Here is a 12,964-nt window from a genome sequence, read left to right as displayed (position 1 = left end):
GATTCAAATGAAAATTGGTGTAATCAGATTTCCGGGAACCAACTGTGACAGGGACGTTGCACAGGCCATTGAACTGGCCGGCCTCACTCCGGAATATATTTGGTGGAGTGAAGAGAACCTCACAGACTATGATGGTATTGTTATTCCTGGAGGATTTTCATATGGGGATTACCTGAGGGCAGGTGCAATGGCTTCCATCACTCCGGTAATTGATGGAATTAAGGATTTGGTTAAAGAGGAAAAACCTGTTTTAGGAATCTGTAATGGAGCACAGATTTTAGGTGAAATAGGTCTTGTCCCTGGAATTTTCATCACAAACGAATATCCTAAATTCAACTGCGAATGGGTGGATTTGAAGGTCGGAACTTCAAGAACTCCATTTACAAAGGCATTTGAAAAAGGCCAGACAATACAGCTTCCTATTGCACATGCCGAAGGAAGATTCTACACAGAGGACATTGACCTTTTAAAAGACCAGGACCAAATCGTATTGCAGTTTGAAGGCAAAAACCCTAACGGTTCAATGGAAGCAATCACAAGCGTATGTGATGAATCCGGACTTGTCTGTGCAATGATGCCTCACCCTGAAAGGGCATGTGAAGAACTGTTCGGTTCCGATGACGGTTTGAACTTCTTTAAAGGATTCTTATAAAAGTGATTTAAATGGTAGTTTATTTGATTGGTGCAGGTCCTGGGGATGCAGATTTAATAACATTAAAAGCAGTGAAAGCCCTTAACAAGGCAGACGTGGTTTTATACGATTATCTTGCAAACGAAGAGATATTGGCCCATGCACCTGAAAGTGCCGAAAGGATTTACGTCGGCAAAAAGGCGGGCGAACATTACAAGACACAGGATGAAATAAATGAGCTGATTATCGAGCAGGCCAAAACCCATGAAAATGTCGTAAGGCTTAAGGGAGGAGATCCCTTCGTATTCGGTCGTGGGGGAGAAGAGATATTGGCTTTAATGGAACATGATATCAAATTTGAAGTTATTCCTGGTGTTACCTCAGCAATTGGAGCGCCAACATCTCTCGGACTGCCGGTAACTCACAGGGCTGTTGCAACATCAGTGACTATTGTAACCGGTCATGAAGACCCTACAAAACCTGAAAGCCAGGTTCACTGGGACTATACTGCCGATACATTAATTATTCTAATGGGAATAGGAAATATCCGAGAAAACACAGCGGAGATTATGAAATACCGTTCTCCGGACACACCAGTATGCGCTGTTGAAAGCGGAACAATGCCCGATGAAAACGTTGTGTTCGGAACATTGGGCGATATTTCCGATAAGAAAATCAACACTCCGGCCATTTTAATTATAGGGGATGTTGTGAAACTTTACAAAGACATTTACAATTATCAAGGTGATTAAATGTGTGGAATTGTAGGTTGTATATTAAAAGAGGATGAAGATGTAGCCCCAATCCTTTTTGACTGCATATCAAAATTGGAATACAGGGGATATGACTCAATAGGTCTTGCCACATTCTCAGATAATAAAATACACATTAAAAAAGATAAAGGTAAAATCATAGAAGTGGACAATAAATTGAATCTCACAGACATGCCGGGCAGTTTTGGAATTGCTCATGTGAGATGGGCAACACACGGGGATCCGTCAAAGATGAATTCTCATCCTCATGTTGATGAGGAAAACACTGTAGCTGTTGTTCACAATGGTATCATTGAAAATTATTTGGAAATTAAGGAAAAATTAACTCTTGAAGGCCATGTATTCAAATCAGAAACCGATACTGAGGTCATTCCCCATCTGATTCAGAAGTTCATGGATGAAAAATTCGACCTGGAGCATGCGGTCAGAAAAACAATCGAAGTGATTGAAGGGGCTTATGCGATTGCAGCAATATCTACAAGGGAACCAAATAAAATTGTTGCAACACGTAAGGACTCTCCATTGATTGTTGGACTGGGTGAAAACGGATACTATCTTGCATCAGACTCACCGGCCATCCTCAAATATGCCAAAGATATTATCTATCCTGAAAAGGGAGAAATAGTCATTGTTGACAGGGAGGGTGTTATAGTTCACGACGAATTCGACAATGTTGTAAACAAGCAAATCGAAACCATTAACTGGACACCTGAAATGGCTGAAAAGGAAGGCTATGAACATTTCATGATTAAGGAAATCAATGAACAGGCCACAGCGGTCACCAACACACTGACCCAAAAGGAAAACATTCAGGAAATCATTGATGATGTGGGAGACCTGCAGAGAGTATGCTTTGTTGCATGCGGAACCTCCTATCACGCTTCATTGACTGGAAAATACTTGATAGAATCCATTGCAGGAATTCCGACAGACGTCATTCTGGCATCTGAGTTCAAATACTCCGTAAATACTCTCAATGACAAGACATTGGTTGTTTTCATATCACAATCCGGTGAAACTGCAGATTCACTCAAGGCACTGGATGTGGCCAATCAGACTTCAAAGACATTGGGAATCGTTAATGTTGCAGGTTCTGCAATAACAAGAAGGGCGGATTATGTGATTCAGACTCAGGCAGGTCCTGAAATTGGAGTTGCCGCTACAAAAACCTATGTGGCTCAGCTGACTTCAATATATCTGTTTGCTGCTGTTCTTTCCAAAAACGAGGAATTGCTCAGTGAACTTGAAAAGGTTCCAGCATTCATCGATGAAGTATTGGAGCAGGATGATTTCATTAAGGAACTTTCAAAAAGATACAACTATGCCCGTGACTTCTTCTATCTCGGAAGAGGATATTCCTATCCGACAGCCCTTGAAGGAGCTTTAAAACTTAAGGAGATTTCATACATTCATGGTGAAGGATATGCTGCAGGAGAACTGAAACATGGTCCTTTGGCATTGATCGATGAGGGAATTCCTGTAGTTGTCATATTGCCTCCGGGAGACAATTACAGAAAAACCATGAGCAATTTGGAAGAAGTCAAATCCCGTGGAGCAAATGTCCTTGCACTTGGTGCTGAGGGTGATGAATCCTTAAAGACCAAGGCAGATGTTGTCATTCCAATAAATCCTGATGTAAAAGAGATTATTGCACCGCTGGTATATATTGTGCCGCTGCAGTTGATTGCATATTACATCACTCTTGAGAAGGGTCATGACCCTGACAAACCTAAAAATTTGGCAAAGTGTGTGACAGTGGAATAGAATTTCCGCCACATTTTACAACTTTTTTTCTTTTTTTCTTATTTGACATTTAAATTAGATTTAAACGATTCTGAATTGGTTTTTCATAAAAATACCTTATTTTTTTATTTACTTTTTAAAAATTTTTGATTAAATTTTACCATGTCTTTTGAACTAATCTATTGGGTAATTAAAGTTTGGTTAGCTATACTTAATATTAAAATTTCTGTTTTTCACCTAAATTTTATCTTTTGATAATAGTTTCACTTAATTTAATCTTTTTAAACTATTTATAAACTTATTATTGTTTATTTTATGCAAATTAAACTTATTTATGCTTTTTTTAAAAATCAAAAGCTTTTTATAGAAAAAGTGTAATAAAAGATATTACGAACAAATGTTAAATGGAGTTAACGTTTATGTTTAATAAAAAATTTAAAATATTTTTAATAACTCTGGCATTTATGTTGTCCGTATCTGCAGTTTGTGCTGCTGATGTGAATTCAACTGATGATGTGATTGCCGGAGAAGTTGATGTGGAACCCCCTTCGGGGAGTGAAAATTTATTGTCTGTAAGTGAAAACGCTCAAACTGCTAGTTCTACCCAAAATTATGTGTTAACTAGTGAGTCAAGTTCATATTACAGCGGATCTAATTATACTGTTGTTTTATCAATGAATAATAATCCGGTGGAAAATGCCTCTGTCAGCTTAAATGTCAATGGCGTCAGCTACACTCAAAGCACTGACAGTGACGGTAAAGTTTCCGTACCTCTTGCTTTGAATGCCGGTGATTATGTTGTTTCTGCAACATACGGTGATACTGTGGAACAATCAAATGTCAAAGTATTGCCTGTTGTTACAGCTAAAGACTTAACCAAATATTATTCCAATTCCAAACAGTACTCCGCCAAATTCTTAAACAGTGACGGAACACTTTTAAAATATGCAAATGTGAAGTTTGTCCTGAATAACAAGACTTATACAAAAAAGACAAATAAGAAAGGTGTTGCCAGTTTAGATGTAAATCTTAAGGCCGGAGAATATACTGTGTATGCAATCCATCCTAATGGATATAAAATTTCTAATAAAATTATCATTAAACCTACAGTAAGTGCTTCTGATGTAACCAAGCATTTCTTAAGTTCCAAGGTTTTCACAGCTAAATTTTTGGATGCTGACGGAAAGGCCTTATCAAAAAAATACATTAAGTTCAAGGCTCATGGAACTAAATTCAATATCAAGACCAATACAAAAGGAGTAGCTAAAATTTCAATCATATCTGATCCGTCTACTTTCGTGATAACTGCAATAAATACAGTGACAGGTGAAAAGTTAACAAAGACTATTAAGATTTTACCGACTATGTCAGCCAAGAAAATGACTGTATTTTCAGATGTGACCTCCAAATTCAAGGTTACCCTTTACAAGGACGAAAAGCTAGTCAAGGATGCTAAGGTTTACGTTTATGTTAATGGTGTAAAAAAGACAGCCAAAACTAGTTCAAATGGTGTGGCCAGTGTAAAATTCAAATTGCCAAAAGGAACTTACACATTCTCATCCTATGACCCATACACTCAGTCATACATAAAAACAAAAGTTACTGTCATTGACCCTACTATCAAGGCAAGTGATGTTACTGGAGCTGAAAACAAAACTTCAGTGTTCACAGCGACCCTGCTGAATGCTGATGGCAGTCTTGCAAAAAATGCCAACATGGAAATTACTCTAAACGGAGTAACAAAAACAGTAAAAACCAATAGCTATGGAGCTGCCAGTATCAGCTTCAATCTTGCTGCGGGCAAATATACTGTAACCTGTAAGGATTCCAGCAACGGTTATACAATTACAAAAACCATTAATGTAGTTAAATCCAATGTTGGAAAGGCGTATAATAAGTATGGTGTTTCAGAAGACGGCTATTCACTTTTGGTTGTCGGAAGATCTTCCGCTCCTGGTGAAATGAGTAAATACGGTTACTCATTCTATACAACAGAATTTGACAGAACCTGTCCTTACTGCGGAAGTCATGAGTTGTACTGGAGCATATTCTTCGCAGGCTCCGAATATAGTGATTACGGAGTTTTCCCAGCAACCGGTAATAAGGAAAACGGTGGTGCTGAAGGTATTATCATCTGTGCAAACTGTGACTGTGACTGGTCAGTATTCGGCCATAATCATGGTGAAGGTATAGCTGATTTAACTGTGGTTACACCAACAAAAGCATGTTCTAAAGAGCTTGCATATCAACTGTTAAGCGGAAAATATGTATCATCATAATTTTCCCATTTTAACTTTTTTTAATCTTTTTTTCATTTCAAGAATTCTGTTTGTTGAGTTATTTTTTTCATCCTGTTTTTCTGCATAGTCGATTTCAGGCTCAACGATGTAGTACGCTTCGGCAGATGTTGTTGATGGTATGTTCATTTTTGCCAGATTTCGCTCAACGCGCCTTTTAAGTTTTTCATCATCCATTTCCTGGCCAAGAAAGATTGGTGTTTTGACGGCAGAGGAAATTTTGGTGTTGTGTCTGGCATTGTGGCGCTCTTCAGTTCTTCTCTCTAAAATGACATCGCTTCTGTCATTCAGATTGGGATCTCTGAACGGAATCCCTACATCGGACAGTGCTATTCTTATCTCATCGTTTTTCGGAAGTGATGTATCGAGCATAAGAGGATTCGGGCTTGCCAGTGTTCCGCCCTGCTTTCTTCCGAATATTGGTCCGAGACCGATATAGAAATCTGCATCAATAAAACCTGCCCTGATTGGCGCAGCTGAGGTGTAGGTTGCAACAATTCCGTCATCCTTGATTAGGCGCCTGAACTGTTTGAAAAATTCAAGCGAAAATAATTCCGGAGCCATATTCTGACTGAAAGGGTCTAAAAATATTGCATCATAGCTGTCGCTTTCAAGCTTTTGAACTGTCTGTCTTGCATCTTCAATGTAGACATTTATGTCAATGTTGTCAGGTATTTCGGCGCTTTCCACACTTAATGCAGCATAGTCCTGTCTGATGAGTTCATCTTCGATGGCTTTTTTGGTAATGTCATGCTCTTTAATCGGGGACGGTACCAGAAGGCCGCATGCAAGTGTTGCCTTGGATATTTCGACCATGTCAATTGTCAGATTGGAACCGCTTGAGTTTTTGATGAAATCAGCTACTGCTGCGGAAGTGTTGTATCCGATTCCGGCACAGATGTCAAGAATCGCAATATCATCATCATAGTTGAACTTCATCGGTTTGATAAATTTCTCAAATGACTCACTTATTGCACCTGTAGATGTATGTAATGTCTCAACTTTATGATTTATTTCTTTTGAATTAATAGAATATGATCCATCATCAGTTAAAACAAAATAATTGTTGTAAGTATCAAAAAAATTAACCCTTCCTTCAATATTTCGACCACTTCTTTCCTGACTGAAACATTGATTGACCAAATCAAAAATATCGTCGTTGATTACTCTTGCATTATTTTCGTAACTCATTATATCAAGGAATAGTTTAGTTTTTCATGCTTAAAAAATTTAGGCAATTCGATACAATTTCACAGGCCGATTTTTTATTCGGGTTTTCAATTAATTTTTAAATTCCCAGATGAGCAAAATTTATATAATTTCTAGCTTAATGTTAATGTAGGTATTATTAACACTCTAATTATTTTAGAGGCTATTTATTTTAGAACTTGATTTTTTTCAACAATTCATATTCTTGTAATCAGGTTCGCAAATCAAATTATTAAGGTTAAATAAAATGTTCGAAATTAAAGCTAAAGATAATATGGGGCGTGTAGGCGTTTTGAAAACAAAACACGGTGACGTTAAAACCCCCGCATTGATGCCGGTCATCCATCCTAGAAAACAGGAAATCGATGTTGGCAAATACGGGGCGGACATCGTCATTACCAATGCATACCTCATTTACAAAGATGAAGACCTGAAAAAGGAAGCTGTCGAAAAGGGATTGCATGAGCTGATTCATTTTGACGGCCCTATCATGACAGATTCTGGGTCTTTCCAGCTGTCCGTTTACGGTGATGTTGAAATCACAAACAAGGAAGTCATTGAATTTCAGGAACTGATTAAAACAGACATAGGAACAAGTCTTGACATTCCGACAGCTCCTTTCGTTGACCGTGAAAAGGCTGAAAGCGATTTGGAAATTACTTTGGAACGTGCAAGAGAGGCTGTTGCATATAAAAAAGAGCAGAACATGGAAATGATGCTGAATTCAGTAGTTCAGGGATCAACATTTCTGGACCTCAGAAGGCAATGCGCAAGGGAACTTTCAAAGCTTGATGCGGATTTATATCCGATAGGTGCGGTTGTTCCTCTGATGGAATCATACCACTACAGGGATCTTGTTGATGTCGTGATGAATTCCATGGCTGAGCTTTCAGACACTGTTCCACGCCATCTTATGGGGGCTGGCCATCCGATGATATTTGCCCTCTGTGTTGCGATGGGTTGCGACCTTTTTGATTCAGCCGCATACATATTATATGCAGATGACGACAGGCTCCTGTCAACAAGAGGGACATATAAGCTTGAAAACCTCCAGGAAATGCCATGTTCATGTGAAGTGTGCACAAAATACACTCCTGATGACTTGAGGGCAATGCCGAAAGAGAAAAGAAGGGATTTGATAGCTCAGCACAACCTGCATGTTTCATTTGCAGAGTTAAGGTTAATCAGACAGGCAATCTATGACGGCAATCTGATGGAACTTGTAGAAGAGAGATGCAGAGCTCATCCTGCACTTCTTGAAGCCGTAAGGCATCTTGGAAACTACTCAAAGGATTTGGAAAAATACGACCCGAGAAGCAAAAAGTCCGCATTTTTCTACACTGGTCCCGAATCACTTTGCAGGAGCGAAGTCCTAAGACACATGCAGAAGCTTCGTGAGATGCCTAAAAAGCGTGACCTGATAATATTGCCTCCTTCAAGAAAGCCTTACTCCAAATTCGTATCAGGAAAACTCGGCGAATTTTATGTATATGGGGCTCAAAAGGATTTGGATTTGGAAGACACAGACTTTATGGTTTTGGATATTCCGTTCGGATTGATACCTCTTGAAATCGATGAGGTTTATCCATTAAGCCAGAATGATGCTCCGAAAACACGTGACGTTGATGCAATAGAGTTTGTGGAGGACTTCATCTCTGAATTTGTGGAATACTATGACCAGGTTCTGATTCACTCAAGGATTGTAAAAGACCTTGAACTCGGACTCTATGAAAAATCCGACTTTTCAGATGAAATCAGATTTAAAAAGGATGATGTCAAAAAGGTTAGGGCAATTGCGGATTATCAGTTCGGTGTTGGAGCGGGCGATGCGCTTTTCACAGGCAACATCAACATAGAGAAAAGTAAAAAGACAGGCAAAATCAGACACATCTATGACGGCAAGGTTCTGATTGTAAATATGAGGGCATCAGATTCATATCTGATTCTATCAAAGGAAGGTGCAAAAAGACTTCACAACAGTATGCCTTATCCGCAAAACAGGGTTGTTGTAAACAAGGACTCAGAACCTTTTGCACTTGACGGAAAAAGCGTTTTCTGCAAATTTGTAGTTGATTGTGATGAAAACATAAGGGCAAAGGATGAAGTTCTGATTGTCAATGAACAGGACAAATTGCTTGCCTATGGAAAGGCATTGCTTGGAGCATGTGAAATAGAACAGTTCCAAACAGGACAGGCAATCAAAACCAGAAAAGGATTTAAAAAGTGATAATATGAGTGACAATGATAAGGTAAACACAGGTCATCACATTGAGAATAAGGAATTGATTAAGAATGCAAGAAAGCCTGAAGGTGAGCTGGGCCATCAGATACTGGACAGGATGAACAGGTCCCATGAAAGCATGGCCCAGTGGGGCGTAAGCCATTTCGAAATCAGCGAAGACAGCAAAATTCTCGATATCGGCTGTGGCGGCGGAAGAAACATTGAACGCTTCGCATCACAGATATCCGATAACGGCAGAGTTGTCGGAATAGACTACTCAGACGTCAGCGTCGAGAAGTCAACAGAACTCAACAGGGATGCCATTGACAGGGGAATCGTCAATGTGCTTCAGGGATCCGTTTCCGAAATGCCTTTTTATGATGAAACATTTGATATTGCAACATGTTTCGAGACAATCTATTTCTGGCCTGACTTCATCAATGATTTGAAGGAAGTAAACAGGGTTCTTAAAAAGGGCGGATTCATATTCATCTGCAATGAGGCCGTTTACAGGGAAGGCGAAATGGACAAGTATGATGATTTGGTAGAATTGTTGGACATGAAAATATATTCCGAGGATGTTTTAAGGCAATCTCTTGAAACTGCCGGATTTAAGGATTTCAAAGCATACCTGAATGATGAAAATGATTGGATTTGTGTTACTGCACATAAAATTTAATTATTCCAATTTTTTCATTTATTTTCAAAAAGATTAATTTAAACGAAACCTTTATATATTATTAAAACATAAGTTTATTTGTTGTTAGTTTTTATGCGGTGTTAGTCCAGCCTGGTTAAGACTCTAGCCTGCCACGTTAGCGACCCGGGTTCAAATCCCGGACGCCGCACTTTTTATGCAGTTGTGGTATAGTCTGGTTATTACTTGGGCCTTCCAAGCCTACAACCCGGGTTCGAATCCCGGCAACTGCATCTGAAATTCCATTCTTTTTTTAAAATTCTTATTTTGTTTAAAAATACTTTTTTATTAGTTAATTTTATATAATAATAAAAATAAAATATTAATAATTAAATTAATTTTTAATGTCGTTCAAGATTATTATTTAAGGTGATTTAATGGTAGGAATAGTAGGATATGGTGCGCACGTACCATCTTATAGAATTAAAGTAGAGGAAATTGCAAAGGTATGGGGAGATGACCCTGTAGCTTTATCAAACGGATTGGTTGTCAATGAAAAATCCGTTCCTTCTGCTGATGAAGACACTGCTACTATTGCAGTAACTGCTGCTAGATATGCGCTAGCAAGAGCTCAAATTGATCCAAGTAAAATCGGTGCTGTTTATGTTGGTTCCGAATCACACCCTTATGCAGTAAAGCCGACTGCTTCCATTGTTGCTGAAGCGGTTTGCGCAACTCCTAAAATGACTGCGGCTGATTTGGAATTCGCATGTAAGGCAGGAACAGCAGGTATCCAAATGACTATGGGTCTTGTCGAATCAGGAATGATTGAATACGGATTGGCTATTGGTGCCGACACTTCACAGGGTGCACCTGGAGACGCTTTGGAATACACTGCATCCGCCGGTGGTGCGGCTTACATTATCGGTAAGGAAAATACAATAGCTGACATTGAACACACATGCAGTTTCACAACCGACACACCTGATTTCTACAGAAGGGAAGGTGAAAACTATCCGTCCCACGGAGGTCGTTTTACAGGTGAACCTGCTTACTTCAAGCATGTTTTAAGCACAGCAAAAATGCTGTTTGAAGAAACTGATTCCAAACCTGAGGATTATGATTATGCATGTTTCCATCAGCCTAACGGTAAATTCTACCTTAGGGCCGGTAAAAAATTAGGATTCACATCTGAACAAATCAAACAGGGACTTTTAACTCCTAATATTGGTAACACCTATTCAGGTGCAGTGCCATTGGCATTATCCAATATTTTGGATGTGGCTGAACCTGGAGATAAGATCTTTGTCATTTCATACGGTTCAGGTGCCGGAAGTGATGGATTCACAATGACTGTTAAAGATGAAATAAAAGAAAGAAGAGATTTAGCTCCAAAAACACAGGAAATCATCAGCAATAAAACATATGTTGATTATGCTGTTTATGCTAAATTCAAAGGCAAAATTAAAATGTAAGGGGGCTTAAATATGAGAGATGTTGCGATTATAGGAGTTTCACAAACTAAATTTGGTGAATTATGGGATTCTTCCTTTAGAGATTTGATTGCTGAAGCTGGTTTAAAAGCTATTGTTGATGCAGATATTGGTGGTGACGACATTGAAGCAATGTTTGTCGGAAACATGTCTTCTGGACTTTTCGTAGAACAGGAACACATTGCAGCACTTATTTCCGACCATGTAGGTCTCAATCCGATTCCAACCACAAGGGTTGAAGCCGCCTGTGCGTCAGGAGGACTGGCTCTAAGACAGGGAATCATGGCGGTTGCATCAGGTTTTCATGATGTGGTAATTTCCGCAGGTGTGGAAAAAATGACTGATGTCGTTGATGCAACACCGGCTATTGCTACAGCTTCAGACCAGGAATGGGAAGCACAGCAAGGAGCCACTTTCCCATCATTATATGCAATGATTGCCAAAAGGCACATGTACGAATACGGAACCACCCGTGAACAGCTTGCACAGTTTTCAGTGGTAAACCATAAAAACGCATCCAAAAACCCGAATGCACAGTTCCCGTTCGAAGTAACTGTTGACAAAGTAATAAACTCAACCATGGTTGCAGACCCATTGACACTTCTCGACTGTTCTCCGGTAAGTGACGGAGCAGCTGCTGTTGTTATGGTGCCTGCTGAAGATGCAAGGAAATACACTGACACTCCAATTTATGTAAAAGCTTCTGCACAGGCTTCTGGAACATTAACATTACACGACAGAAAAGATATCACTACCATTGAATCAACAAAAGTCGCATCCAGAAAAGCATATGAAATGGCAGGAGTAACAACCAAAGACATTGACTTGACTGAAGTCCACGACTGTTTCTCCATTAACGGACTATTGGCAGTAGAAGATTTAGGATTTGCCGAAAAGGGTAAAGGCGGAATAGCTATCGAAGAAGGACAAACTGAGATTGACGGTGACTTCCCGATCAACACTTCCGGTGGTCTTAAGGCACGTGGACACCCATTAGGTGCTACAGGTATTGCCCAAGCTGCCGAAGTCGTATGGCAACTCAGGGGAGAAGCTGGCGGACGTCAAGTGGACGGTGCAGAAATCGGTATGACCCACAATATCGGAGGTACCGGAGGTACTGCGGCCGTACACATTTTCGGAAGAGATTTATAAAATCTCTTTTACCTTTTCTTTTTTTCATGATACTCAATACAGGTACAAGAACTGACATTCCCGCTTTTTTTAGTAAATGGTTCTTGAACAGAATTGATGAAGGTTTTGTACTCAGCAAAAACCCCTATAACAATCAAATCTATAAATATAACTTCAATCCCAAAACAGTCGATGTAATATGTTTCTGCTCCAAAAATCCAAAGCCTTTGGTAAAGAATTTGGACAGGCTGTCAGATTATAATCAGTTTTGGTTTACAACAATAAACCCTTATGATAAAGACATTGAAGTCAATGTTCCCGATTATAAAAAAGTCATAAAAACATTCAAGGTGTTGTCCGAGACATTGGGGACTAATGCCGTGTCCTGGAGATATGATCCGATTTTAATAACTGAAAAATACGATTTGGATTTCCACACAGATAAATTTGAAGAAATGGCATCAGAATTGTGTGATTATACTTCAGACTGTACAATCAGCTTCATTGATTTGTATCAAAAGGTTTTAAGAAACTTTCCTGAAGCCCGTGAAGTTACAACTGAAGAGCGTCTTGTGATTGGTGAAAATTTCGCAAGGATAGCCGATGAATATGATATTCAAATGAAAACATGTGTTGAAGGCACACTGCTTGACCAGTTTGGTTTTGATTCATCAGGCTGCATGACCCAGCAGGTGTTGGAAAAGGCTATTGGAAATAATCTAAAAGTCCCTAAAGGAAAATATCACAATCGCGAATGCAACTGTTTAATGGGAAGGGATATTGGATTATATAACACATGTCTGCACGGGTGCAAATATTGCTATGCCAA

General features: G+C 39.3%; 10 protein-coding genes and 2 tRNA genes. 11 read left to right on the top strand and 1 reads right to left on the bottom strand.

Going from position 1 to position 12,964, the window contains the following annotated elements:
• The first annotated feature begins 7 nt into the window (after positions 1 to 7).
• The 4 genes from purQ to QZU83_RS00045 all read left to right on the top strand — a co-directional run bounded on the left by purQ (position 8) and on the right by QZU83_RS00045 (position 5,426).
• The gene (gene purQ / locus QZU83_RS00060; RefSeq protein WP_295608911.1) at positions 8 to 652 is read left to right on the top strand and encodes a phosphoribosylformylglycinamidine synthase subunit PurQ; all 645 of its coding nucleotides are present in this window, start codon (positions 8 to 10) and stop codon (positions 650 to 652) included.
• An 11-nt stretch (positions 653 to 663) separates the two neighbouring features.
• Complete coding sequence (gene cobA, locus QZU83_RS00055) at positions 664 to 1,383, top strand: uroporphyrinogen-III C-methyltransferase (protein WP_295608910.1); 720 nt, start codon at positions 664 to 666, stop codon at positions 1,381 to 1,383.
• Positions 1,384 to 3,168, top strand: coding sequence for a glutamine--fructose-6-phosphate transaminase (isomerizing) (glmS, locus tag QZU83_RS00050; RefSeq protein ID WP_295608909.1), 1,785 nt, complete (start codon positions 1,384 to 1,386; stop codon positions 3,166 to 3,168).
• 398 nt (positions 3,169 to 3,566) lie between these two features.
• Entirely contained in the window at positions 3,567 to 5,426 is a 1,860-nt protein-coding gene (locus QZU83_RS00045; RefSeq protein WP_295608908.1) for a carboxypeptidase-like regulatory domain-containing protein, read from the top strand.
• Here the strand turns inward: QZU83_RS00045 and QZU83_RS00040 are convergent.
• Positions 5,421 to 6,635: an MnmC family methyltransferase gene (locus QZU83_RS00040; protein WP_295608907.1), complete on the bottom strand. Its 1,215-nt coding sequence runs from the start codon at positions 6,633 to 6,635 to the stop codon at positions 5,421 to 5,423. The genes QZU83_RS00045 and QZU83_RS00040 overlap by 6 nt on opposite strands.
• Before the next feature lie 265 nt (positions 6,636 to 6,900).
• Here QZU83_RS00040 and tgtA point away from each other — a divergent pair, with 265 nt between their 5' ends.
• From tgtA to QZU83_RS00005, 7 genes are all read left to right on the top strand, one after another.
• Entirely contained in the window at positions 6,901 to 8,880 is a 1,980-nt protein-coding gene (tgtA, locus tag QZU83_RS00035; RefSeq protein WP_295608906.1) for a tRNA guanosine(15) transglycosylase TgtA, read from the top strand.
• A gap of 4 nt (positions 8,881 to 8,884) precedes the next feature.
• Positions 8,885 to 9,553, top strand: a complete 669-nt coding sequence (locus QZU83_RS00030; RefSeq protein WP_295608905.1) for a class I SAM-dependent methyltransferase — start codon at positions 8,885 to 8,887, stop codon at positions 9,551 to 9,553.
• Positions 9,554 to 9,648: 95 nt separating this feature from the next.
• Positions 9,649 to 9,722 (top strand) — tRNA-Gly (locus tag QZU83_RS00025).
• Positions 9,723 to 9,730: 8 nt separating this feature from the next.
• Positions 9,731 to 9,804: transfer RNA gene (locus tag QZU83_RS00020), tRNA-Gly, on the top strand.
• Between the two features lie 144 nt (positions 9,805 to 9,948).
• Positions 9,949 to 10,986, top strand: coding sequence for a hydroxymethylglutaryl-CoA synthase (locus tag QZU83_RS00015; RefSeq protein WP_295608904.1), 1,038 nt, complete (start codon positions 9,949 to 9,951; stop codon positions 10,984 to 10,986).
• Positions 10,987 to 10,998: 12 nt separating this feature from the next.
• A complete protein-coding gene (locus QZU83_RS00010; protein WP_295608903.1) occupies positions 10,999 to 12,156 on the top strand; it encodes a thiolase domain-containing protein in 1,158 nt (385 codons plus the stop codon).
• 26 nt (positions 12,157 to 12,182) lie between these two features.
• The coding region (locus tag QZU83_RS00005) for a DUF1848 domain-containing protein (RefSeq protein ID WP_295608902.1) at positions 12,183 to 12,964 on the top strand (782 nt) is incomplete at its 3' end.

Source organism: uncultured Methanobrevibacter sp., assembly GCF_902771435.1.
GTDB lineage: Archaea > Methanobacteriota > Methanobacteria > Methanobacteriales > Methanobacteriaceae > Methanocatella.
Note: the sequence above shows the minus strand (reverse complement) of the source record. Positions and strands in the feature narration are given on the sequence as shown.

What these genes read in the sequence shown, in the direction of transcription:
- QZU83_RS00045 (WP_295608908.1), top strand. Translation starts at nt 3,567, where the DNA reads ATGTTTAATAAAAAATTTAAAATATTTTTAATAACTCTGGCATTTATG.
- purQ (WP_295608911.1), top strand. Translation starts at nt 8, where the DNA reads ATGAAAATTGGTGTAATCAGATTTCCGGGAACCAACTGTGACAGGGAC.
- cobA (WP_295608910.1), top strand. Translation starts at nt 664, where the DNA reads ATGGTAGTTTATTTGATTGGTGCAGGTCCTGGGGATGCAGATTTAATA.
- glmS (WP_295608909.1), top strand. Translation starts at nt 1,384, where the DNA reads ATGTGTGGAATTGTAGGTTGTATATTAAAAGAGGATGAAGATGTAGCC.
- QZU83_RS00010 (WP_295608903.1), top strand. Translation starts at nt 10,999, where the DNA reads ATGAGAGATGTTGCGATTATAGGAGTTTCACAAACTAAATTTGGTGAA.
- QZU83_RS00030 (WP_295608905.1), top strand. Translation starts at nt 8,885, where the DNA reads ATGAGTGACAATGATAAGGTAAACACAGGTCATCACATTGAGAATAAG.
- QZU83_RS00015 (WP_295608904.1), top strand. Translation starts at nt 9,949, where the DNA reads ATGGTAGGAATAGTAGGATATGGTGCGCACGTACCATCTTATAGAATT.
- tgtA (WP_295608906.1), top strand. Translation starts at nt 6,901, where the DNA reads ATGTTCGAAATTAAAGCTAAAGATAATATGGGGCGTGTAGGCGTTTTG.
- QZU83_RS00040 (WP_295608907.1), bottom strand. Translation starts at nt 6,635, where the DNA reads ATGAGTTACGAAAATAATGCAAGAGTAATCAACGACGATATTTTTGAT.